Source organism: Kitasatospora sp. NPDC058190 (genome assembly GCF_042883685.1).
Taxonomy (GTDB): domain Bacteria; phylum Actinomycetota; class Actinomycetes; order Streptomycetales; family Streptomycetaceae; genus Kitasatospora.
On the sequence record NZ_JBHVVI010000070.1, the window covers coordinates 26,955 to 49,739 of the forward strand.

At 74.5% G+C, this 22,785-nt stretch carries 19 protein-coding genes and 2 pseudogenes; 9 read left to right on the plus strand and 12 right to left on the minus strand.

Annotated elements, in window-relative coordinates:
* Window position 1: 1 nt before the first annotated feature.
* From ACFVWU_RS28075 to ACFVWU_RS28090, 4 genes and pseudogenes are all read right to left on the minus strand, one after another.
* Window positions 2-2,377 carry an FAD-dependent monooxygenase gene (locus tag ACFVWU_RS28075; protein ID WP_387626116.1) on the minus strand — a complete coding sequence of 792 codons (2,376 nt, stop codon included), beginning with the start codon at window positions 2,375-2,377 and terminating at the stop codon, window positions 2-4.
* A 32-nt stretch (window positions 2,378-2,409) separates the two neighbouring features.
* Entirely contained in the window at window positions 2,410-2,826 is a 417-nt protein-coding gene (locus ACFVWU_RS28080; protein ID WP_387626118.1) for an acyl-CoA thioesterase, read from the minus strand.
* A pseudogene (locus tag ACFVWU_RS28085) lies at window positions 2,827-4,437 on the minus strand (AMP-binding protein); the annotation flags it as partial.
* Between the two features lie 208 nt (window positions 4,438-4,645).
* Entirely contained in the window at window positions 4,646-5,734 is a 1,089-nt protein-coding gene (locus ACFVWU_RS28090; RefSeq protein WP_387626083.1) for a hypothetical protein, read from the minus strand.
* A 337-nt stretch (window positions 5,735-6,071) separates the two neighbouring features.
* Here ACFVWU_RS28090 and ACFVWU_RS28095 point away from each other — a divergent pair, with 337 nt between their 5' ends.
* The 6 genes and pseudogenes from ACFVWU_RS28095 to ACFVWU_RS28120 all read left to right on the plus strand — a co-directional run bounded on the left by ACFVWU_RS28095 (window position 6,072) and on the right by ACFVWU_RS28120 (window position 11,727).
* The gene (locus ACFVWU_RS28095; protein ID WP_387626085.1) at window positions 6,072-7,244 is read left to right on the plus strand and encodes a peptidoglycan-binding protein; all 1,173 of its coding nucleotides are present in this window, start codon (window positions 6,072-6,074) and stop codon (window positions 7,242-7,244) included.
* A 106-nt stretch (window positions 7,245-7,350) separates the two neighbouring features.
* A pseudogene (locus ACFVWU_RS28100) lies at window positions 7,351-8,356 on the plus strand (MsnO8 family LLM class oxidoreductase).
* A gap of 673 nt (window positions 8,357-9,029) precedes the next feature.
* A complete protein-coding gene (locus tag ACFVWU_RS28105; RefSeq protein WP_387626087.1) occupies window positions 9,030-9,413 on the plus strand; it encodes a hypothetical protein in 384 nt (127 codons plus the stop codon).
* A gap of 148 nt (window positions 9,414-9,561) precedes the next feature.
* On the plus strand, window positions 9,562-10,755 hold the full coding sequence (locus ACFVWU_RS28110) for a hypothetical protein (RefSeq protein WP_387626089.1): 1,194 nt from the start codon (window positions 9,562-9,564) through the stop codon (window positions 10,753-10,755).
* An 82-nt stretch (window positions 10,756-10,837) separates the two neighbouring features.
* Complete coding sequence (locus tag ACFVWU_RS28115) at window positions 10,838-11,233, plus strand: roadblock/LC7 domain-containing protein (protein ID WP_387626091.1); 396 nt, start codon at window positions 10,838-10,840, stop codon at window positions 11,231-11,233.
* 119 nt (window positions 11,234-11,352) lie between these two features.
* Entirely contained in the window at window positions 11,353-11,727 is a 375-nt protein-coding gene (locus tag ACFVWU_RS28120) for a hypothetical protein (protein WP_387626093.1), read from the plus strand.
* 35 nt (window positions 11,728-11,762) lie between these two features.
* On the opposite strand, the gene ACFVWU_RS28125 is transcribed toward ACFVWU_RS28120, so the two are convergent.
* The 7 genes from ACFVWU_RS28125 to ACFVWU_RS28155 form a co-directional block, all read right to left on the minus strand.
* Complete coding sequence (locus tag ACFVWU_RS28125) at window positions 11,763-12,164, minus strand: DUF6188 family protein (protein WP_387626095.1); 402 nt, start codon at window positions 12,162-12,164, stop codon at window positions 11,763-11,765.
* A 10-nt stretch (window positions 12,165-12,174) separates the two neighbouring features.
* Entirely contained in the window at window positions 12,175-13,323 is a 1,149-nt protein-coding gene (locus ACFVWU_RS28130) for an NUDIX domain-containing protein (RefSeq protein ID WP_387626097.1), read from the minus strand.
* A 129-nt stretch (window positions 13,324-13,452) separates the two neighbouring features.
* The gene (locus ACFVWU_RS28135; protein ID WP_387626099.1) at window positions 13,453-14,337 is read right to left on the minus strand and encodes an SGNH/GDSL hydrolase family protein; all 885 of its coding nucleotides are present in this window, start codon (window positions 14,335-14,337) and stop codon (window positions 13,453-13,455) included.
* Window positions 14,312-15,493 carry a glycosyltransferase gene (locus ACFVWU_RS28140; protein WP_387626100.1) on the minus strand — a complete coding sequence of 394 codons (1,182 nt, stop codon included), beginning with the start codon at window positions 15,491-15,493 and terminating at the stop codon, window positions 14,312-14,314. The genes ACFVWU_RS28135 and ACFVWU_RS28140 overlap by 26 nt, the downstream gene beginning before the upstream one ends.
* Complete coding sequence (locus ACFVWU_RS28145) at window positions 15,490-16,716, minus strand: glycosyltransferase family 4 protein (RefSeq protein ID WP_387626102.1); 1,227 nt, start codon at window positions 16,714-16,716, stop codon at window positions 15,490-15,492. The genes ACFVWU_RS28140 and ACFVWU_RS28145 overlap by 4 nt, the downstream gene beginning before the upstream one ends.
* Window positions 16,717-16,827: 111 nt before the next feature.
* Window positions 16,828-17,016: a YegP family protein gene (locus tag ACFVWU_RS28150; protein ID WP_387626104.1), complete on the minus strand. Its 189-nt coding sequence runs from the start codon at window positions 17,014-17,016 to the stop codon at window positions 16,828-16,830.
* Between the two features lie 89 nt (window positions 17,017-17,105).
* On the minus strand, window positions 17,106-18,548 hold the full coding sequence (locus tag ACFVWU_RS28155; protein ID WP_387626120.1) for an amino acid permease: 1,443 nt from the start codon (window positions 18,546-18,548) through the stop codon (window positions 17,106-17,108).
* A gap of 399 nt (window positions 18,549-18,947) precedes the next feature.
* Between ACFVWU_RS28155 and ACFVWU_RS28160 the strand changes: the two genes are divergently transcribed.
* Window positions 18,948-19,172 carry a hypothetical protein gene (locus tag ACFVWU_RS28160; protein ID WP_387626106.1) on the plus strand — a complete coding sequence of 75 codons (225 nt, stop codon included), beginning with the start codon at window positions 18,948-18,950 and terminating at the stop codon, window positions 19,170-19,172.
* A 118-nt stretch (window positions 19,173-19,290) separates the two neighbouring features.
* Here ACFVWU_RS28160 and ACFVWU_RS28165 read toward each other — a convergent pair whose 3' ends face one another.
* Complete coding sequence (locus tag ACFVWU_RS28165; RefSeq protein ID WP_387626108.1) at window positions 19,291-20,232, minus strand: deoxyribonuclease IV; 942 nt, start codon at window positions 20,230-20,232, stop codon at window positions 19,291-19,293.
* Window positions 20,233-20,527: 295 nt separating this feature from the next.
* Here ACFVWU_RS28165 and ACFVWU_RS28170 point away from each other — a divergent pair, with 295 nt between their 5' ends.
* Window positions 20,528-21,607 carry a nitrous oxide reductase family maturation protein NosD gene (locus ACFVWU_RS28170; protein WP_387626110.1) on the plus strand — a complete coding sequence of 360 codons (1,080 nt, stop codon included), beginning with the start codon at window positions 20,528-20,530 and terminating at the stop codon, window positions 21,605-21,607.
* A gap of 57 nt (window positions 21,608-21,664) precedes the next feature.
* Window positions 21,665-22,699 carry a methyltransferase gene (locus ACFVWU_RS28175; RefSeq protein ID WP_387626112.1) on the plus strand — a complete coding sequence of 345 codons (1,035 nt, stop codon included), beginning with the start codon at window positions 21,665-21,667 and terminating at the stop codon, window positions 22,697-22,699.
* Window positions 22,700-22,785: the final 86 nt, after the last annotated feature.

Consider the following 22,785-nt stretch of genomic DNA (forward strand, 5'->3'; position numbering starts at 1 on the left):
CTCACTCCTCGGCTCGAACGGGCAGCCAGCGGCGGTGGACGGGCGGGGCGGGCTCGCGCAGCAGGTGCAGCCGCGGGGCGACCCGGTCGGCGCCGGGGCCCGGCGGTTTGCGGCTGCCTGCCCGCCAGGGTTCGGGCCAGCGGGCGCCCGGTCCGGTGTAGCCCTGGTCGGCGGCGGCGTGCAGGGTCCAGAGCGGGTCGTGGAGGTGGGCCCGGCCGATCGCGACCAGGTCGGCGCGGCCGGCCAGCAGCACGGAGTCGGCGTCGTCGTGCCCGGAGATCGCGCCGACCGCGACGGTGGGCAGCCCGGTGGCGGCGCGGATCAGTTCGGCGAACGGCGTCTGGTAGCCGCGTCCGTACGGCGGCCGCTGGTGCGAGACGACCTCGCCGGTGGACACGTCCAGGGCGTCCGCGCCGGCGTCGGCCAGCGCGCGGCAGATCGCCACCGCCTCGGCCTCGGTGGTGCCGCCGGGGGCCCAGTCGGCGGCCGAGATCCGCACCAGCAGCGGCCGGCCGGCGGGCCAGACGGCGCGGACGGCGGCCAGCACCTCGAGCGGCAGCCGCAGCCGGTGGGCGAGCGGGCCGCCGTAGTGGTCGGTGCGGTGGTTGGTGAGCGGGGAGAGGAAGGAGGAGAGCAGGTGCCCGTGGCCGAACTGCAGCTCCAGCACGTCGAATCCGGCCCGGGCGGCCCGCTCGGCGGAGGCGGCGAAGTCGGCGGTGACGGCCGCGAGTTGGATCTCATTGGCCTCGTGCGGGGTCGGGCTCTCGGCGTCCCAGGGCAGTGGCGAGGCGGCGAGCAGCGGCCAGCCCTCGGCGAGCGGGCGGCCGATGCCGTCCGGTCCCGGCACGGTCGTCGCGGCCCGGCGGCCGGCGTGGGTGAGCTGGAGGCCGACCGGGGTGTCGCTCACCGCCCGTACGGCGTCGCGGAGTTCGCTCCAGGCCGCTTCCTGGCGGTCGCTCCACAGTCCGGGGCAGCGGTCGGTGGCCCGGCCCTCGGGGCTGACGGCCGTCATCCCGGCGAGCACCAGTCCGGCGCCGCCGAGCGCGTGGGCGGTCAGCTGGGCCCGGTCGAAGGCGCTGGGCAGCGCGTCGGGGGAGGTGAAGGTGGCGAGTGGGGGCACCACGACGCGGTTGCGCAGCTCCAGCGCGGCGAGCTTCAGCGGCCGGAACGTCGGCGGCACCCCGGGCGAGCCGCCGACGGCGGCGTCCACCGCGTCCACGAAGGCGGGGTCGCGGGCGCGCAGATTGCTGTAGGTGACCCGGCGGCTGCGGGTGAGCAGGTTGAAGGCGAACTGGTCGATGCCCTGCCCGGTGCGCCGCCCGACGGTCTCGAACCACTCCAGGCTGGCCTGCGCGGCCCGCTGGGTGGACTCGACCACCGGCCGGCGCTCGTCCTCGTAGGCGGCCAGGGCGCCGTCCAGGGTGGGCTGTTCGCTCAGCGCGGCGGCCAGGGCGAGGGCGTCCTCCAGGGCCAGCTTGGTGCCCGAGCCGATCGAGAAGTGCGCGGAGTGCGCGGCGTCACCGAGCAGCACCACGTTGCGGTGGCGCCAACTGGCGTTCCGTACCGTGGTGAAGCGGATCCAGCGGGAGGCGTTGGGGATCAGCCGGTGGCCGTCCAGGTGGCCGGCGAGCAACTCGGCGCAGCGGTTCACGCTCTCCTCGTCGCTCTCGCCGCGTGCCGACTCCCGGGCGGCGAAGGCCTCGAAACCCGCGCGGCGCCAGGCGTCCTCGGCGATCTCGACGATGAAGGTGGAGCGGGTCGGGCTGTACGGGTAGGCGTGCACCTGCAGGACGCCGAAGTCGAACTCCTCGACGATGAAGGTGAAGGCCTCGAAGACCTGGTCGGTGGCGAGCCAGATGTAGCGGCAGTCCCGCTCGTCCAGCTCGGTGCGGAAGGCGTCCGGGTGGGCCGCCCGGGTGGCCGAGTGGATGCCGTCGGCGGCCACCACCAGGTCGTATTCGGCTGACAGCTGCTCGACCGGTGGGGCGGGCGTGCGGTAGCGCACGTCCACCGCCAGCTCCGCGCAGCGCTGTTGCAGGATGGCGCGCAGGCGGTTGCGGTCCAGGGCGGCGAAGCCGTGGCCGCCGCTGGTGCGGACCTGCCCGGCGTAGCGGATGTCGATGTCGCTCCAGCGGGCGAACTCGGCGCTGATCGCGGCGAAGACCGCCGGGTCGGCCTGGGCGATGCCGTCCAGGGTCTCGTCGGAGAAGACCACGCCGAAGCCGAACTCGTCCTCCCGGGCGTCCCGTTCGAACACGGTGATCTCCCGGTGCGGTGCCAACTGCTTGGCCAGGGCGGCGAAGTAGAGCCCGCCCGGGCCGGCGCCGATCACCGCGATCCGGCGGGCCGGGGCCGTCATGTCGGCCCCGGCCGTCATGCCTGCTCCGGTGGTCACGCCTGCTCCGGTGGTCACGCCAGCACCTCCGCCTGCTGAGGTCCGGCCTCGGTCAGCGCCCGGCGCACCGGTGCGGGCCAGGGCTCGGCGCCCTTGGAGTGCGGGGCGGCGTGCACCACCGACATCCGGCCGCTGGCGGCCAGCCCCTGCGGGCCGTGCACCTCGAAGGCGTAGTGCAGCGAGGAGCCGCCGACCCGGAGCACCCGCAGCTCGGTGCGGACCACGTCCCCGAACCAGAGTCGCTCGCGGTAGTCCGCCTCGAAGTGCACCCGGGGGATCCGCCCGAACAGCTCGGCCAGCCCGAGCCGGCGCAGCAGCGTCGCCTCCGCGGCCTCGGCCCAGCGCTGGACGGCCGAGAAGTGGTAGTGCCCGGCCGCGTCGGTGTCGGACCACTCGACCCGGCGCTCGATGGTGACGCTGGCGGGTTTCAGGGCGGACCTCCTACGGAGTTCGACGCGCAGCAGCTTGCCGGTCGGGGTGCGCGGCAGCTCGGTGACGAACTCCACGGCGCGCGGGTACTTGTACGGTGCGATGGTGCGCTTGACGTGGTCCTGGAGCTCCTTGACCGTCTCCGGCCCGGCGGACACGCCCTCGCGCAGCACCACGTACGCCTTGACCACCGTGCCGCGCCGTTCGTCCGGCGCACCCACGACGGCGCTGTCGGCCACCGCGGGGTGGCCGGCTAGCGCCTGCTCCACCTCGGGCCCGGCGATGTTGTAGCCGGCCGAGACGATCATGTCGTCGTGGCGCGCCTGGTACCAGAAGTAGCCGTCCCGGTCGCGGACGTAGGTGTCTCCGGTGAGGTTCCAGCCGTTGCGGACGTAGCCGCGCTGGCGCTCGTCGTCCAGGTAGCGGCAGCCGGTCGGGCCCTTGACCGCGAGCAGGCCGGGCCGGCCGTCCGGCACCGGGTCGCCGTGCTCGTCCAGGATCGTCGCCCGGTAGCCGGGCACGGGGCGGCCGGTGGAGCCCGGGCGGATGTCCTGGTCGGCGGCCGAGATGAACACGTGCAACAGCTCGGTCGCGCCGATGCCGTCGATCAGCCGCTTCCCGGTGGCCTCGTGGAAGGCCTCCCAGACGGCGGCGGGCAGCGGCTCGCCGGCCGACACGCAGCGCCGCACGCCGGCGAGCCGGTCGGCCAGCCCGGCGGCCAGGATCGTCCGGTAGGCGGTCGGCGCGGTGAACAGCACGCTCACGCCGTGGCGGGCCACCTGCTCGGCGAGTTGGTCGGGCGTGGCCTGCTCCAGCAGCAGGCTGGCGGCGCCGGCCCGCAGCGGGAACACCAGCAGGCCGCCGAGGCCGAAGGTGAAGCCGAGCGGCGGGGTGCCGGCGAACAGGTCGTCGGGGGTGGGGCGGAGCAGGTGGCGGGAGAAGGTGTCGGCGTTGGCCAGCACGTCGCGGTGGAAGTGCAGGGTGGCCTTGGGGCGGCCGGTGGTTCCGGAGGTGAAGGCGATCAGCGCGACGTCGTCGGCGGCGGTCGGTACGGCGGTGAAGCCGCTCGGCTGGGTCGCGGAGCGTACGGTGAGGTCCTCGGGGCCGGTGCCGCCGAAGGGGAGTACGCGCAGGTCGGGGGCGTTCGCCCGGTGGAGTTCGGCGAGGAAGCGGTGGTCGCACAGGGCGACGGTGGGCCGGGCCACTCGGATCAGCTCGGTGAGCTCGGTGGCGCGCAGCAGCGGCATGGTGGTGACGACCACCCCGCCGGCCTTCAGGACGCCGAGCCAACAGGCCGACAACCAGGGGGTGTTGGGGCCGCGCAGTAACACCCGGTTGCCGGGGACGAGGCCCAGGTCATCGGTCAGCAGCCGGGCGATCCGGTCGGCGTGGTCGCGCAGCTCGCCGTAGCTCCACCGGTCGGTGGGGGTGAGCAGGCAGCGGCGGTCGGGGCCGAGACGGGCGATCGTGTCGTCGAGCAGGGCGGCCGCGCAGTTCAGGCGGTCGGGGTAGGCCAACTCCGGTAGTTCGAAGAGGAGTTCGGGCCACTGGTCGAAGGGTGGGAGATGGTCGCGGCTGAACGTGTCCACATGTGCTGAGGGGGAGAGCTCCATGGGCGGGCACCTCATCGTGCGAGCGGGAGTAGAGCCAGTATGGCGCGCTCGTGACGCCAGTCAAGAGAGCGATACATGCATTCGGGGGACGGGGGCGGTCGGGCGTCGGGTGGCGGGCGCGGCGGCAGACGGAACGCCCCGCAGGCCGGGTGGGGCCTGCGGGGCGTGTGGGGCGTGTGGTGCCGCCGTGCTGCGGTCTCCTCGTCGGTCAGGTGGCGTCGGCGTGGAAGTCCGCATTCGGGGTGTGGCCGTCCTGGGCCTGCTGGGCGCGCTCGGCGAGCAGCCGGGCGAACAGGGTCAGGGCGGGCGTCGCGACGGCCGCACCCGGGCCCTGGTCGCGTACGTACAGCAACGTCGAGCCGACCCGGACCAGCGCCTCCGCCATGGACGAACCGCGCTCCCGGGCGGCGCTCTGGTCGCCGATCGACGGGATGGTCACCGCAGTCGCGTCGCCCTCGCCCTCGCCCTCGCCCTCGCCCTCGCCGTCGACGAGGGCGAGCCCGCCGGCGAAGGCCCGGCCGGCCGTCTCGGGGGAGGCGAAGGTGACCACGGTGAACTGCACAGACTGGACGGGTGCGGCACGGAAGGTCACGGTGGCGTAGGCGAGTTGCTGGTCGCAGGCGTCCGGGAGCAGACAGGGCACGTCGGCCCCGGAACCGGTCCCGGACCGCGGCCCGCTCTCCACCTGCCAGCCGCCCGGCATGGCCGCTACGTCCGGCAGCACCCCCTGCACCCGCGCGGGGTCGCGGATGGTCCGCGCGGCGTGGGCGAAGTCGGGGCCGTTGGGGCGCAGCAGCGGGCGCGAACCGAGGTGGATCCCGAGCGCGACCACGGCGGCGATCAGGACCAGCGCCAGCGCGATGATGATCGCGGTGTTGCCGCGCCGGGCGGCCAGGGCCTGGGCATGGGCGACCGCCGGATCGACCCGGAGCTGGACGGTGCTCGGGCCCGAGGAGTCCGTTCGCAGCTGGACGGTCGCCGGATCCGCCTCCGGACCCACCCGTAGCTGGACGGTCGTCGGGTCGGCGGGTCTTCCGAGGTCGGTGGTCGCCACGTACTGGGCGAACGCCACGTCGGTGGCCAGCAGTCGGGTGACGGCGGAGGTCAGCCCCTCCCGAGCCCGCGGATCGTGGGGGCTCGCCTCAAGCGCAGCCACGGCCCGCGCCCCCTCCGGCATCAGCCGCAACCGGGCCCGCACCACCTCGGCCACCGCCTGCCCCGGCCCGCCGGCCGTCCCCTGAGCGAGCCGGACCAGCGCCCCCACCACGCCCGCTACCAAGTCCCGGTCGTCCCCCATGGCAACTCCCCCCGCCGCACGAGTCGTTGCCCCTACGATCCCGGACCGGCGGCCGCTCCACACCCCCGTCGAGCTGAACGGAGACGCAACTGCAACCGCCCCCGGACGTCGGGGACGAACGGCGGGTTCGGTTCGACCGGGCGGTCGCCGTGGGCGGTGTGGAACGCACCCCCGAGCGCGAGCGGCTCGCACGCGGTGGCGAATTGCTGTCGATGATCCGAATGTCAGAGCGAGACCCGGCGGTTCGCCGTCGCGCATCTCGCCGCCGGGGTCAATCCCGAACGCGGACGTGCCGATACTTCCGAGTGACGTCCTTACGCCGTTCGGAGGAGTCCGCATGCCCGAGCTGTGGCTGCCCGGTGCCGAGATCCACGACCTCGGCGACCACGCGCCGACCGACCAGCAGTACCCGCCGAAGGCCATCGCGCACATCACCTGGGACCGCAACGCGACCGCCGCCGCACCGCAGGACTGGTGCAGCTACGAGGACCTCGTCGGGTACTTCACCGGCAGCGGCGCCGGTGACGCGCCGCACCTGGTCTGGGACCCGTTCAGCGGTCGTGCGACGCAGCTGTTCCCGGCCGACTCCCGCTCGAAGAGCCTGCTCAGCCCGGCCCAGAGCCCGACCCGCACCAACCGCGCCGGGCGGGTGGTGATCCAGATCGAGGCGGTGTTCTTCCCGTACTGCCGCTACCAGGGCGCCGTCTACCCGCGACTGGTCGACACCCCGTGCGCGGGCTGGGACCGGATCCACGCCTGGATCTCCTCCTGGGGCGTGCCCGACGTGTGGCCGATGGGCCGTCCGACCGACTTCTCATCCCACCGTGACGAGGGCGTCTGGGAGACCCGCGGCGGCTGGTACGCGCACGCCCACGTGCCCTTCAACGACCACACCGACCCCGGCTCCTGGCCCGCGTTCACCGCCGGCTCCGGCTCCCCGCCCCCGCCGGGGGACTCCACCCCGGCCCGGTACCAGGTCGGCATCAACGGCCTGGCGTACGGCTACGGCGCCCACGGCTACCAGGTGACCACCGTCGGGCGGGCGCTGGTCGGGCACGGCTTCGGCGTCCACTACCACTCCGGGCCCGGGCCGGACTGGACGGACGCGGACACCGAGAACTACGCGGACTACCAGCGGAGCCTGGGCTACACGGGGCAGGCGGCGGACGGCGTCCCCGGCGAGGCCTCGCTGCGGCGGCTGCTCGGCTACCTGCCCGGGCCGCGCACCGTCTCGCTGGCACACGTGGTGGCGGCGGCGCGCAGCGATCCGGGGGGCGAGCAGGGGCACCTGACGTACGGGGCCGAGGTGGCGATCGTCGAACAGGCGCTGGCGGACGAGGGACTGCTCGAACAGCGCTGGGTGGACGGCTCCTACGGCAGTAGTACGGTCACCGCGTACGCGGGCTGGCAGCGGCGGTGCGGCTACACGGCGGGGGCCGCGGACGGGATCCCCGGTCGGGACTCGCTCCACCGGCTGGGCGCGGCGTGGGACTTCGCGGTGACGGACTGAGGCTCGCGGCCGGTCCCGGGGGCCCGAGGCGGCGGGCCGGGGTCGTGCGAGGCGGCCTCGGCCCGGCGGGGAATGCCCGCGCGGCGGGTGGGTGTTGTCCACCGACGTGACCAGCGCTACGCCCCCGACCAGGCTCTCCGTCCTCGACCGCTCCCGCACCAGACGGGGCGAGGAGCCGGCGCAGGCGCTGCGGGACACGGTGGCCTTCGCCCGGGAGATCGACCGGCTGGGGTACCACCGGTCTGGGTCTCCGAGCACCACGGCGTGCCCGGGGTGGCCGGTTCGGCGCCGACGGTGCTCGCCGCGGCGGTGGCGGCCGCCACCACACGGATCCGGGTCGGCACCGGCGGGGTGATGCTGCCGAACCACCAACCCATGGTGGTGGCCGAGCAGTTCGGGGTGCTGGCGGCACTGTTCCAGGGCGGATCGACATGGGGCTCGGCCGTTCGGTGGGCTTCACCGACGGTGTCCGGCGGGCGCTCGGGCGGGAGAAGGACGCCGCGGACGACTTCGGCGCCCAGCTGGCCGAACTGCTCGGCTACTTCGACGGCTCGCAGCGGGTGCACCGCGACGTCCACGCCCGGCCGGCCGAGGGCCTGCACGTCCCGGCCTTCGTCCTGGCCACCGGTGCGGGCGCCGACCTGGCCGCCGACGCCGGGCTGCCGCTGGTCATCGCCGCCGCCCGCGGGGAGGACCGGATGCTCGGGGCGATCGACCGCTACCGCACCCGGTTCCGCCCCTCCGCGCAGGCCGCCGAGCCGTACGTGGTGGTGTCGGGCACGGTCGCGGTCGCCGAGACCGAGGAGCGGGCGCGCGACCTGCTCGTCCCGGAGGCCTGGGCCGGTGCGTACTCCCGCACCCACGGGGAGTTCCCGCCGCTGGCCCCGGCCGCCGAGATCCTGGCGCGGGCGATGAGCGCGCGCGAGCGGGCCGCGTTCGAGCAGTCACTGAAGGGCCACATCGCGGGCACCCCGGAGCAGGCCGCCGCCGAGCTCGCCGCCCTGGTGGCGCGCACGGGCGCGGACGAGTTCCTGGTCGTGACCAGCACCTACGACCGCGCCGAGCTGCTCGACTCCTACCGACTGCTTGCCGAGGCCGTCGGCCAGGTGTGAGTGGGCCCGCACCCCTGACCGCCGGCTACCGGGCGCCGCTGGGCCGAGCGTGAGCCGGGTCCGGCGGAGCGGTGACGTTCGACCGGCGGCGATTTCTGATCAGGGGTGATGAGCTGCTACTGTTCTTCCCGTCGAGAGGAAATGATCTTCCGAAGCGGGGATCTCTCGAACAGGCGTCAGCGGTGCTACCAGAGCACGTCCTACTTTCAGTAGGAAGAGTCCGTGCGACCCGGGCCTGGCGCTCCACCCGAAGGGGCTCGTTCCGTCCAGCGGAACGAGCCCCTTCGTCGTGTCCGCCCGGACTCGACCCGTCCGCCCTGGTCTCGACCGACACGACTGCCCGGCGTCGACGCTCCATCGCTCGCGTCCTCTTATCGCACTTTCGCCTCCGAAACCCTGTCGCTCAGTCCGGTATCAGCCAAGGTCCCGTGCCAGGTGGCTGACGGGCGGCGTTCGACGACGGCCGACTGGCCAGCGACTCTGCCGATCAGGCAAGGCTGACGCATCGTCACACCTTGGCTGGAATTTGCTGCTTCCGGTGTGAATATGCCATTGGAATGTTCGTCATATGGAAACCGGCAGTAGCCTTCCGTGTCGAACCTGCCACTGCTGGTGGCGATCCGGCCGGAACCGCGCTGCGGCCGGCCACCCCAGACCCCGCGAAGGAGCCGGTGTGCCGGGTATCGACGAATGTCTCTCCGGAGCGATGGCGATCGCCGGCGCCCGCGCCGCGAGCCTGGTCGACTGGGGTAGCGGACTCGCCCTCGGCAGCCTCGGAGACAGCCCGACCGGCGAGCACGAGACCTCGGCTGCCGAGGCAACCGACCTGGTACGCGCGGCCGTTGAGAGTCAGACGTTCACCGTGGCGGAGGACCGGCGGTCGCCGCTGGAGGACATCATCGTCACCGCGGGCCGCAGTTATCACCTGATCCGCTTCATTGACACCGTCTTCGACAGCCGTCTGGTATTGCACCTCTGGCTGGACCGTGTGGAGGGCAACCTCGCCGTCGCCCGCTTCCGCCTCCAGGCGCTCGCCGAAGAGCTGGTGCTGGGGTGAGCGTGACGCCCGTACGGACCACCCCATTCCGGCCAGCCCGCCGGACGGGCACCCCCCGCTGGCGGCTCGCGTGACCGCCGCGCCCTCCGCCGCCCCGCCCCCCATGACCAAGCCCCCCGTGACCAAGCCTCCCGTGACCAAGCCCCCGATGACCGATCCCCCCACCGCCAATCCGCTCACGGCCAAGTGCGCCACCGCCTCGACCCCCTCGGCCAAGCCCGCCACCGCCCCAACCGCGACGGAACGAACGGAATCGACGATGCCGACCGGACCCGTCGCACCGACCGGACCCGTCGCACCGACCGGACCCGTCGCACCGACCGGACCCGTCGCGCCGGCCGGACCCGTCCGGCCGAGGACCCCGGGCGAGGCGGTCGCCCTGCTCGCCGCCCGCCGCGCCACCGGTGCCCTGTACGGCCCGCTCGGCAGCCTCCACCTGGTCGACGGCCAGGTGACCGCCGCCGAGTCCCCGCTCGCACCCGGCCTGGCCGACCTGCTCACCGGCTGCGGGCGGATCACCCCCGAGGGCTGGGCGGACCTCCTCCGCCTCCACGGCCCCCGGGGCCGGGTCGGCGAGGCGCTGGTCGAACGCGGGCTGCTCACCCGGGGCGAGCTCGAACTCGGCCACCTGGGAACGCTGTTCGACGCCGCCTACTTCACCCTGGCGGACCGGGCGGGCGGCACCTGGCGGTTCGAGCCCGAGGTCCGGCACTGGCTCGGACCGGTGGCGGCGGTCGACCCGGCGCGGCTGCACCGTGAGGTCGAACGGCGGAGTCGACTCCTCGACCGGATCTGGCCGTGGCCGCAGCTCGACACCGCTCCCGTCCGCCCGGTCGAGCACACTCGGCGGCCCTCCCACCGTCCGCCCGGCCGCCGCCGGCGCGAACTGCTGGACCACGCCGACGGCCGAAGAACCCCGGCGGACTTGGCCCGGCTGCTCGGCCGCTCCGGCTTCGGCGTGACGGCGGACGTCCGCCGCCTGGCCGCCGCCGGACTGCTCGACGCCCCGCGGCCCGAGGCCCCCAGGCCCGATTCCCCGCGACCTGAGGCTCCCCGGCCCGACGCGCCCCGCCCCGACGCCCCGCGGCACGCCGCGCCGACGGCCGCGAAGCCCGAAGTCCCCCCGCAGGGAGGGCGCGGAGCGGCCGGGGGCCTGCACCGCCGGGTCCCCGGGGCGACCCTCCGTGGTGCCGCGGCAGCTGTCCACCGGGAAGCCGCAGCCGCCGCGCCCACCCGTCCCGCCCGCCCGCCCGCCACGGCAGCGGCCCACCCGCTGACCGTCCCCGACCCGGACATCGCGCTGCTGACCCGGGTCCGAGACCTTCTGGAGGCCCGACTTTGAGCAACCCTCCGCCCGCGACCCCGCCGTACCGGCCATGAGGCGGGCGCTCAAGCAGCGTGTCGGAAGGAGACAACTGATCGCCTTGGAGACCGAGCTGCTCGCCGAAATCCGCGCCGTCAAGCGGCGCGTCCCGCACCTCGCGGGCGGCCTGGTGGCCAGCGTGGACGGCCTGCTGGTCGCCCACGACACCCACGGGACCGAACCCTCCGGGCTCGCCGCGATGACGGCGGCCTCGCTCTCGCTGGCCCAACGGCTTGCCGACACCACCGGCCAGGGCGAGTTCCGCGAATCGCTGGTACGCGGAGAGCACGGCTACGTCGCGACCTACGCCGCCGGCGGCAGCTGCGTGCTGACCCTGCTGGCGCACCCGGACGTCAACGTCGGCCGGCTCCACCTGGAGGCCCGCCGCTGCGCGCGGCGCATCGCCGGACTGCTCAACGACGCCCTGGTGCCCAAGGACCCGCGCGACGTGGGCTGACCCCGACCACCGGACCGACCGACCACCCGAAACCGCGGTCGGGTCAACCGGCCCGACCGATCCAAACGACCTCACCCAGCTGAACCCACCACCCCACCAACCAACAGGAGTTGAAAGAAATGACCGACGCAGCCGGCGCGCTCAAGCAGGCCATGACCACGATCGAAGGCGCCATCGGCGCCGCCCTCGTCGACTACAACAGCGGCATGGCGCTCGCCACCCTGGACGGCCCCGGCGGCCTGGACCTCAACGTCGCCGCGGCGGGGAACACCGACGTGGTGCGCGCCAAGATGCGCACCATGGACATGCTCGGTCTCCAGGACGGCATCGAGGACATCCTGATCACCCTGTCCAGCCAGTACCACCTGATCCGCCCGCTCACCGGCCGCACCGGCAAGGGCCTGTTCCTCTACCTCGCGCTGGACAAGGGGCGCGCCAACCTGGCGATGGCGCGCCACCAGCTCACCAAGGTCGAGGCCGACCTGGAGGTCTGAGTCCGGACCGCGCAGGACGAGACCCCGGCGGCGGCTCAGGCCCCGCCGGGCTCCGTCCACCGCACCTCGCCGCCCGGCAGGCCCGCGCACACCGCGCCCTCGGCGGTCCGCACGCTCCACGGCGCGAGCAGGGCGTGCGGCGGAACGGACAGCGCACCGCCCTCGGCGAAGCCCAGCTCCAGGCCGCCGGCCAGGGTGATCCGGGCGGTGTCGACGGTCCGGCCGACCAGCGCCAGCAGGGTGGGGGTCGGACGGAAGGCGAGCGCCGGGAAGTAGTGTTCGACCTCCGCCGGCGCGGTGAAGGACGGCACCGCGAAGCGGAACTCGTGTGTCACCCGGACGGTCACCGGTCCGTCGAGCCGCAGGTCGAGCCGGTCGCCGCCGCTCACCGTCGTCACCCGCCGACCGGCCAGCACCTCACCGATCCCGTTCCGCACGCCCCCAGTGTCAGCCACCGGCCACGTCCTGACCCACCGCCCGCCCGCGTACCAGCTCGACCGGTCCGCCCACCCGCTCCCGGGCGGCCAGCGCGGCGGCCGTACGGTCCCAGGACGGCCCGTTCAGCAGCGCCCGCGCCTCGGCCGGGTCGCAGAGCCGCCACTCCACCAACTCCTGCTCCTGCAGGGTGATCGAGCCGAGCAGCTCCTGCGTCACCGTGCCGCCGTCGTACACGTACACCAGCACGGCGGTGTCCCGGCCGGTCGCCGGATCGGCACCGGGGTCCGCCGCCGTCCCCGGCAGCCAGTCCAGCGCCAGCAGCCGCCCGGGCTCGACCTCCCACCCCAGCTCCTCGCGGATCTCCCGCCGGGCAGCCGCCCGCGGCCCCTCCCGGTCCGCCTCGACCCCGCCGCCCGGCAGCGTCCAGTACGGCACCTTCCCGCGCGGCCCGTCCCACGGCCGCAACCGCACCAGCAGCACCCGCCCGTCACCGTCGGTGAACAGTGCCCGCGCCTTCGCCCGGATCCGCGGCCGGGTGGCGTAGTAGGTGTCCCGGTCCATCGGCGGCGCCGGCTGGAAGGGGGACACGCCGTCCGGCGTCGGCACGGCGGCCAGCCCGATGTACTCGGGTACGGGCCCGTCCGTCGTCACGTGGTCGAGCGTGTGCCCGACGGGCCGACTGTCCTCCAGCTCCAGCGGGCCGGCCGCGCGCGGCGCCCGCAGACAGGCCGTCACTCGCCGGGACAGCCGGGGCGCGAGCGCGTGCCCCACCTCCTCCGTCGTGGCCCAGGCGCACGCCCCGATCTCCGCGGCGTCCGGCCGGATGGCCGCCACCTGCTCGGCGGTCAGCGGCTCCGCCCAGTACAGGTACGCGACGATCGGTGGCCGGCGGCTCGACACCGCCCAGTCGACACAGGCCAGTGGCCCCAACCTGGGGGTGAACCCCAGCTCCTCCTCGACCTCCCGTACGGCGGTCTCCCTCGGCGACCGGTCCTGCGGTTCCCACCCGCCACCCGGGATCGCCACCGGATGCCGCCGATCGTACGGAAGCTGTACGACCAGCAGCCGCCCCCGCTCATCGGGGAACAGCACCCCGGCCGCCGCCAGGACCTCCCGCCCCCGCGCCTTCGACGCTTCCACCCCGGCTCCCTCCGTCACGCACTCCTCCACCGAGCACTCCTCCGCGACTCTGCCGCACGACAATGGTCCATCCCGGGGACGACATCCCCGGCCGCAGTGATGGTTCCCCCGGGGCGCCACGTCGATCAACCCGCCAGGGCCGTCGCCTCACCCCAGCGACGCCAGCGCCTGCGCCGCCGCCCGGGCCATCTGCTCGTCGTGCCGCCCGCTCGCCCCGCGGAGGCGGGCGAGGCCCTCGGCCGCCGCCAGGGCGAGCAGGCCCGGCAGGAGGTCGGTGCTGCGGGCGATGACCCAGCGGGTGCCCTTGGTGGCCATCCACCACAGGTCGGCGGCCAGGCCCGGCGGGGGTTCGGCGGCTTCGGTGGCGGGTGGCGGGCCGAGTGGATGGCCGGCTTCGGTGAGCAGGTCGTGGAAGCGGCGGGCGATCAGGTGGTGTCCCTCGGCGCTGGGGTGGAGGCGGTCGACGCTCAGGAGTCCGCGCTGCGCGCACCAGGGCAGGTCGGCGATGTGCAGGTGTACCGCCCGGTGCCGCGCGGTGAGCGCGTGCACCACGGTGTTGACCGCCCGCATCCGGCGTGCCAGGGGGCGGGCGAGCGGCGCCGGGAGCCGGAGCAGGGTGCCGGGGTCGGGCAGGCAGGCGGTCAGCAACACGGCTCCGTGGGCGGAGAGTTCACCCAGGGTGTCGTCCAGTTCCAGGGTGGTGCGCCGGATGTCGAAGCCCGCCCGCAGGGTGTCGTTGCCGCCGACCACCACGGCCGCGAGCCGGGGCCGCGCGGCCAGCGCCGCCGGGAGCTGACGTGTCGTCAGGTCGGCGGTCAGTGCCCCGCTGTACGCCAGGTTGGTGAACTCGACCTCCCGACCGCCGGGTGCCAGCGTGTGCGCCAGCACGGCGGCCCAGCCGCGCCACTCCTCGCCGACCTGGTCCCCGATCCCCTCCGTGAGCGAGTCCCCGAGCGCGACGAAGCGCAGCAGTTCGCCCGACGCCGGTCGTTCCTCCGCCTCCCGGTCAGGCCCGGTGTCCAGCACGCTCATCCCAACCCCCCTCGGCCGCTTCGGAGTTCCGTACACCATGCGCTGCCAGGAAGGCCGCCACCGCGGTCGACCAGCCGTACCGCTCGGCCTGCGCCCGAGCGGCCGCGCGCCGGGTCCCCTCCGGCCGCCTCAGCAACTCGCGGACGGCGCAGGCGAATCCGGCCCCGGTGTCGACGGCGGCCACCCCGGCGAGCCCGATCAGCCCGGGGAGCGCGGAGGAACGGCTGACCGCGACGGGCGTGCCGCAGGCCAGCGCCTCCATCGCGGCCAGGCCGAAGGTCTCCACGGGCCCGGGCGCGAGCACGACGTCCGCGCAGCCCAGCAGCCGGGCCAGCGCCTCGCGCCGGTTCAGGTGCCCGAGGAAGCGCACCGGCAGCCGCAGCCGGGCGGCCCGGGCGGCCAGCCGCTCCCGCAGCGGCCCGGTCCCGGCCACCACCAGGACGGCGGGCAGCCCGCGCGCCCGCAGTCGGGCCAGCGCCTCGAGTGCCCGCTCGGGCCGTTTCTCCGCCGACAGTCGTGAGCAGAGCACCAGCAAGGCGTCGTCCGGCGCCGCGTACCGGGCCCGCTCCGCCGCCCGTTCGGCCGGCGGCAGCGGCCGCATCGCGTCCAGGTCGACCCCGAGCGGGGCCCGGACCAGGTTGGGCACGCCGATCCGGCGGAACTCCGCCGCCGCCCAGTCGGTGGTGCAGAGCACCGAGTCGTAGGCGCGGGCCGTCGCGGCGTTGAGCCGGTCGGCGGCCACCGAGGCCAGGGGGCCGGGCATGCCCCAGGTGCGCAGCACCCCGGTGGCGCTCTCGTGCGAGACCATCACCGAGCGGACGCCGTGCCGCCGCGCCCAGGCGCCGGTCCAGCGCAGGGTCGTCCGGTCGGAGACCTCCAGCCGGTCGGGGCTGAGCCGGGTCAGTTCGGCGGCCACCGCCCGCCGGTCGGCGAGCAGCCGGTAGCCGCCGCTGGCCGGCAGCACCGGGCCGGGCAGGGTGACCACCAGTCCCTGCGCGGCCTCCTCCACCGTGCGGCGTTCGCCGGGCACGATCAGCACCGGTCGGTGCCCGGCCGCACGGTACCCGGTGCCGAGGTGGCGCAGCGCGGTGCGCAGGCCGCCGGAGACCGGGGTGACGAAGTTGGCGAGCCGGACGATGGTCAGCGGGTCGGTCATGCCGACAGCTCCTCCGGGAGGACCGGTACCACCGGGGCGACCGAGGTCGAGGACGGGGGAGCGGGCGGCAGCGGCAGCCCCCGGTGCTCGGCGAGCACCTCGTCGTAGTGGCGGAGCAGCAGGTCCCCGACCGCCTCCCAGGTCCGGGCGGCCACCTCGGCCCGCCCGGCCGTCCCGTACGCGGCCCGCCGGGCCGGGTCGGCGGCCAGTTCGGCCACCGCCCGGGCCACCGCCGCGCCGTCCCGGGGCGGCACCAGCAGACCGGTGCGGCGGTGGGCGACCAGGTCCAGCGGGCCGCCGGCGGCCGGGCCGATCACCGGCACGCCGCTGGCCATCGCCTCCTGGATGGTCTGGCAGAAGGTCTCCAGCGGGCCGGTGTGCACGAACACGTCCAGCGTCGCGAAGCAGCGCGCGAGTTCCTCGCCGGTGCGGCGGCCGAGGAACACCGCGCCGGGCATCGAGGCCTTGAGTCCGGGCGCCGACGGCCCGTCCCCGACCACCACGACCCGCACCCCGGGCAGGGCGGAGGCCGCCGCCAGCAGGTCGACCCGCTTCTCGGGCGCCAGCCGCCCGACGTACCCGACCAGCACCTCCCCGCCGGGCGCGAGCGCCCGGCGCAGCCCCTCGTCGCGGTGCCGCGGGTGGAAGCGCACCGAGTCCACCCCGCGCGGCCACAGCCGCACCCGGGGCACCCCGTGCGCGGTGAGGTCCTGCGCGGCCGGGGTGGACGGCGCCAGGGTGCGGGCGGCCGCCCGGTGCACGGCCCGGATCCGCCGCCAGGCGGCGGCCTCCCCGAGCCCCCGTCCGGCCCGGTAGGCGTGCGCGTACCCGGCCAGGTCGGTCTGGTACACGGCGACGGCGGGCACCCCGAGCCGCGCCGCGACCGGCACTGCGCGCGCGCCCAGCACGAACGGGCTGGCCAGGTGCACGATGTCCGGCCGGTGCCCGGCGACGGCGGCGGTCAGCTGCCGGCTCGGCAGCGCGATCCGCACCTGCGGGTACCCCGGCAGCGGCATCGAGGGGATCCGCACCACGGGGATCCGCTCCGCCTCGGTGCCGGAACCGAAGGTCTGCGGCGGGCACTGGGCGCCCCGCGCCGGCGCGGGGGTGACGACGAGGGGTCGGTGGCCCCGGCGGACCAGGTGCTCGGCCGTCCGCAGCACGCTGTGGGCGACTCCGTTGACCTCGGGCGGGAAGGATTCGGTGACGATGACGACGCGCATGTCAGTGTTCTGTCCGCGCCCGGCATGCTTCCGGCCAAAGGGATCTGTCGTACAAGCGAACGCGGGTCGGCGATTTGCACCACCGACCCGCGTGTTCAACGTGGTGTCACCTCAGGCCGACCCGGCCGCCTCCTTGAGCTCCGCGTACGGCGCGAGCTTGCGGATCGACTCGATGCTCTTGAGGCAGTCGTCCTTGCTCTCGTACGGGTCGCCGGTCACCACGACCGACCCGTTGCTCGCCTTGAGTCGGAACCGGTGCATCCCGCTCTCGTCCGTGTACAACTCGAATTTTCCGGCCATGCCAGTAGACACCTTTCGCTCGAGTGACCCCCTGGCTCCGGACTGTAGGCGCCGCCCCGGTGCCCCGCCGCCCGGCCGGGCCGTTCGGGTCAGGAAGCGACAGCGGTGTCGGTGGTGTCGCAGGCGTCGGCGGCGTCGCCCGTCGAGCCGTCGCCCCGGCGGCGGCCGGCGAGCCAGACGTAGACCAGGATGCCGGCGAAGAGGAAGAGGACGCCCTGGTAGACGGCGGCGTAGCCGGCGCCGGCGAGGAGCCAGATGGAGAACGCGAAGGCGCCGAGGCCGAGGACGGCGTCGCGGACCAGGTGGGGCGTGCTGACCTTGTCGGTCGCGCCGCGGACCAGCCAGTAGAGCTGGGCGGCGGTGGAGAGCAGGTACGGGACGGTGGCGGTGAAGGTGGTGACCAGGACCAGCATGTCGAACGCGCCCTTGGCGCCGCTGGCGAAGTTGAGGACGGTCAGCACCGAGGCCAGGGCGACGCTGACGATCACACCGAAGGTCGGTACGCCGCGCTTCTCCTTGCCGAAGGCGGCCGGGAACAGGCCGTCCTTGGCGGCCGCGTACGGCGCCTGGGCGGCCAGCAGGGTCCAGCCGTTGAGCGCGCCGGTCATCGAGACGAGCGCGGCGACGGCGATCACCGTGCCGCCCCAGGAGCCGCCGAACATGGCGTTCACGGCGTCCGAGAAGGGCGCGGCGGAGTGGATCAGCTGCTCGTGGGCGACGGTGCCGAACACGGCGACGGTGCCCAGCAGGTAGACCACGGCCGCGCCGGCGGTGCCGAGCACGCTGGCCCGGCCGACGTTGCGCTCCGGGTCACGGACCTGACCGGCGCTCATCGCGGCCGACTCCACGCCCAGGTAGCTGAACAGCAGGATCGCCGCGGCGGCGGTCATGCCGCCCATCCAGCCCTGGCCGTTGCCGTCGAAGGGCCCGAGGTTCTTCGGGTCGAAGAAGAACAGGCCGCCCACCGCGACCAGTGCCAGCGGGATGAACTTCAGGACGGTGGAGACGAGTTGGACCGCCCCCACGTACTTCGTGCCGGCCAGGTTGGCCAGCGCGGGCAGCCACTGGAAGGCCAGCGCGGCGGTGATGCTCAGCGCGGTCGAGTGGCCGAGCGGCAGCAGCACGTCCAGGTAGCCGACGGCGGCGACGGCGAGCGCGGCGTTGCTGACCCAGGTGGTGATCCAGTACGACCAGGCCGACAGGAAGCCGGCGAAGTCCCCGAAGGCCTCGCGGGCGTAGACGTACGGCCCGCCGGTGCGCGGGTTGCGGCGGGCCAGCTGCCCGAAGACCAGGGCCAGCGCGATCGCGCCCACGGTGAGGACGACGAAGGCGAGCAGGCTGACCGTCCCGTAGGGCGCCACGGCGGCCGGGATCATGAAGATGCCGCCGCCGATGATGTTGCCCATCACCAGGGCGGTGGCGGTCGGCAGCCCGAAGCGGCCGTTCTTCGAGGGTCTCGCATCGACCGGGGCCGGGGTTCGCGGGTCGCTCGGTCGGGTCGCCTGCCGGGGTTCGGCGGGGCTGGTCTGCATGAGGGTGGTGCGCCTTTCGTGGTCCTGCTCGCGCTCGGTGGAGCGACCGTTCATGCTCGGACCGGGCGGTACCTTGCACCAAATCGATGGGATTTGTTCGTCCAGCCCGCCGGATCACCGCAAGACTTACGGCCGTACGCCGGTCGGACGGGCACTCGTCCGGTGCCCCTCGTGAGGCCGTTCGACCCGGAATGGGGCGGTTCGGCCGGGCGGGGGAGATGTGTCACCCGGATGCCCCAGCGCGGTTGCGGCGCGCGCTCGCCGGTGCGGGTTCGTGTGCCAACGTTGGCGCGGCGCCTCCCCGTGGGGCGCGGCCCGGTCCGCCTGGCGGTCGAACTGGCCGTTCGGAGACGCGGGTTGAGGGACAGAGACGAACCAGACGAACCAAAAGGACATCAGATGTCGCTTCGTGGGAAGATCCGCAAGCTCGCCGTGATCACCGTCGTGACGGGTGCCGCCATCGCGGCCGCGCCGACCTCGGCGATGGCGGGGGGCCACACGTCGGAGCAGTCGTCCTCGCAGAGCCTGGAGGCCGGCTCCGCGGGCGTCGGTCTGTTCGGCCCGCACGCCCACTGGTTCAACTTCCACGAGCACAGCGACAGCGAGAGCGACTGCGGCTGCTGATCCCGCTGAACTCCGAGCCCGGAGGCCGCCCGTCGGCCCCCGGGCTCACGGCTGTCCGCTCAACAGCGGATCGGGGACAGCGGCCGAACGGGACACTCACCCCGGCCACCGGGCGGCTTCAGGCCCGGACCGCCGCCCGTGCGCGCAGCTCCTTCAGTACCGCGATGTCCAGCGCGTGCCCGGTGCCGTCCCCGCCGTGCTTGCGGTCCGGGGTCTCCACCAGCAGCGGCACCCCGGCGGTCTCCGGGTGCTCGAACAGCTCCCGGAACGGCTCCGCGCCGATCATCCCCGCACCGATGTTGGCGTGCCGGTCCTTGCGCGCGCCGACCACGTCCTCCGAGTCGTTGGCGTGGATCAGCCGCAGCCGGCCGGGACCGGCCGCCGAGGCCAGCGCGTCCAGCGCGGCCGTCACCCCGCCGGGGACGGCCAGGTCGTGCCCGGCGGCGAAGGCGTGGCAGGTGTCCAGGCAGACGCCCACCTTGGGGTGCCCGTCCAGCGCCTCCACGTACTCGGCCAGCTCCTCCAGCCGGGAGCAGAGCGAGCTGCCCTGACCGGCGGTGGGCTCCAGCAGCAGCCGGGGCGCGTCCTCGCCGAGCGCGTCCAGTTCGTCCAGCAGCGGCCGGACGTCCGCCCGGACCTGGGCCATCGCCTCGGCCCGGCGGGAGCCGCCGCCGGGCGCCGTACCGACCGCCGAGCCGGTGTGCAGGACGACGCCGAGCGCGCCGATCGCGTGGCCGCGGCGCAGCGAGTGCCGCAGCGAATCCGCCGAGCGCTCACGGGTGGTCGGATTGTCCGATCCGAAGTTGATCAGGTACGGCGCGTGCACCCACGCCGGGATGCCCTGCTCGGCACAGGCGGTCCGGAACTCCTCGTCCTGCGCCGGACTGCCCGGGGGAGTGGCCCAGCCGCGCGGGTTGGCCACGAACACCTGCACCGTCTCCGCGCCGACCTTCCGCGCGTACGCCAGTCCCGTCCCGGCCAGGCCGCGGGCGGCCACCGGGACGTGGGCGCCGATCGGGTTGCGGACGGTGGCGGCGGACGGTACGGACGCGGTGCTCATGACCCCGAGGATGTCACGGGCCCGACCGGGCCGGTTCGCGGCCCGACCTCCCGGCGGTCATGCACGCCACGCCGGAGCGTCCCACCGGCGGCCGACGCCCCGTCAGCCCCGCAGCCCAGCCCTGGTGGCGGGCCCACCCGGGCGCCCATACCGTCGACACGGCCGTACCCACCGGCCGTCACCACCCGCACACACCGCGTCAGACGCACCACGTCGGACCAGCTCGCCGAGGTCCCCCGAGCACCCGCACCCGCACCCCGCCCCACCACGCGCGCCGAAAGACAGGTCACCACTCATGCCCACGCGTCGGGTCCACCACCTCGCCGCGGCCACCGCCGCCGCCACCGCCCTGACCACTGCCCTCGCCACCCTGGCCGCCGCCCCCGCGGCCCACGCCGCCGACGGCGTCCTGCACCTCGTCCAGCCGGGCGAATCGATTCAGCGGGCCGTCGACGCCGCGAAGCCCGGCGACACCGTCCAGCTGCTCCCGGGCACCTACCGCGGCAGCGTCCGCATCGCCACCCGCGGCCTGACCCTGCGCGGCGCCGGCGCCGGCAGCGTGATCACCCCCGGGGACGGTACGGAGAACGCCTGCGCCACCGCCGGGCACGGCGTCTGCGTGGTCGGCACCGAGCAGGCTCCGCTGTCCGGCGTCACCATCGAGTCCCTCGCCGTCACCGGCTTCCGCAAGAACGGCATCGACGCCAGTGGCACCACCCGCCTGACCGTCCGCGCCACCTACGTCCACGACAACGCCCAGCAGGGCATCAGCCAGGAGATCTCCACCAAGGCCACCATCATCGGCAACCGCTCGATCGACAACGGCCAGTCCGGCGTCTTCCTCGCCAACTACGCCTACCGCGAGGGCGGCGCGCCCGACACCGGGGGCACCGTCGTCCAGGGCAACGAGCTCACCGGGAACCGGGTCGGCGTCACCGTCCGCCGGCTGCGCGTGCTGACCGTCGAGGGCAACGAGATCAGCGGCAACTGCGCCGGCGTCTTCGTGGTCGGCGACGAGGGCGTGCCCCGCGCCGGAGACCTGGACGTCCGGCACAACCGGGTGGTCGCCAACAACAAGTTCTGCCCGGCCAACCCGCGGCTGGGTGTCGTCCAGGGCGCCGGCATCGTGCTCACCGGCACCGAGGACGCCCGGGTGACCGACAACGAGGTCCACGACAACGTCGGCACCTCGGACTTCTCCGGCGGCATCGTCCTGTTCAAGAGCGTCGTCGGCATCCCCAACACCCGGGCGACCATCGCCGACAACCACCTGAGCGGCAACGGCCCGGCCGACCTCGCAGACCGCGACACCGGCACCGACAACTCCTACAGCCGCAACACCTGCTCGCTCTCCCAGCCGTCCGGCCGCTGCTGAGCCCCGCACACCCGAGCGCCCGCCGACCCGAGCCCCACACACCCACAGGGACCGCCCATGACCACCGCACCCACCAACGCCACCCCACAGGCCGCGATGCGCCTGCGCGAGCTCGTCTTCGGCGCCGCCTGCGCCGCCGCCGTCCGCGCGGCCGCCCGGCTCGGCCTTGCCGACGCGCTCGGCGACACCCCGGCCGGCGTCACCGAACTCGCGGACAGGCTCGACACCGAACCCCGCCAGCTGCGCCGCCTGCTGCGCGCGCTCACCTGCTACGGGATCTTCGCCGAGACCTCCGAGGACCGCTTCGAGCACACCGAGATGTCCCGCCTGCTGCGCGAGGACGCCCCCAACTCGCTGCGCTACATCTCCCTCTGGTGCACCGAGCCGTGGACCTGGGAGGCCTGGCCGAAGCTGGACGAGGCGGTCCGCTCCGGCCGCAACGTCTTCCCCGACCTGTTCGGCAAGGAGTTCTTCGACTACCTGCACAGCGACGCGGGCGACTCGGCCAAGGTCTTCGACAAGGCGATGACCACCTCCAGCCGGCAGTCCGCCCAGGACTTCGCCGACTACCTGGACCTCGCCGGTATCGACTCGGTCGCGGACATCGGCGGCGGCCAGGGCCACGTGCTGGTCAGCCTGCTGGAGAAGCACCCTGCCCTGCACGGCACCCTGCTCGACCTGCCCAAGGTGGTGGCCGGCGCCGACCCCCGACTGCGGGACGGCGGGGCCCTCTCCACCCGCGCCCGCCTGGTGCCGGGCGACTGCCGGGTGGAGATCCCGGTCCGTGCCGACCTCTACATCATCAAGAACATCCTGGAGTGGGACGACGAGAGCACCCGCCGCACCCTCGCCAACGTCGTCGCCGTGGCCCGCCCCGGCGCCCGGGTCGTCGTGGTGGAGAACCTGGTCGACAACAGCCCGTCGATGCGCTTCACCACCGCGATGGACCTGATGCTGATGCTCAACGTCGGCGGCGCCAAGCACTCCGAGGAGAGCATGGTCGGCCTGATGGCGGAGGCCGGCCTGGACGTCACCGCCGTCCGCCCGGTCAACCCCTACCTGCACGCCTTCGAGTCCGTCGTCCGCAGCTGACCCGAAACCCCGACGGCCGCAGGTCCCCCCCACTCCGGGGCGCACCGGCCCGCGGGGCGGCCCGCCGGGCCCCGGCGCGCGGGGCC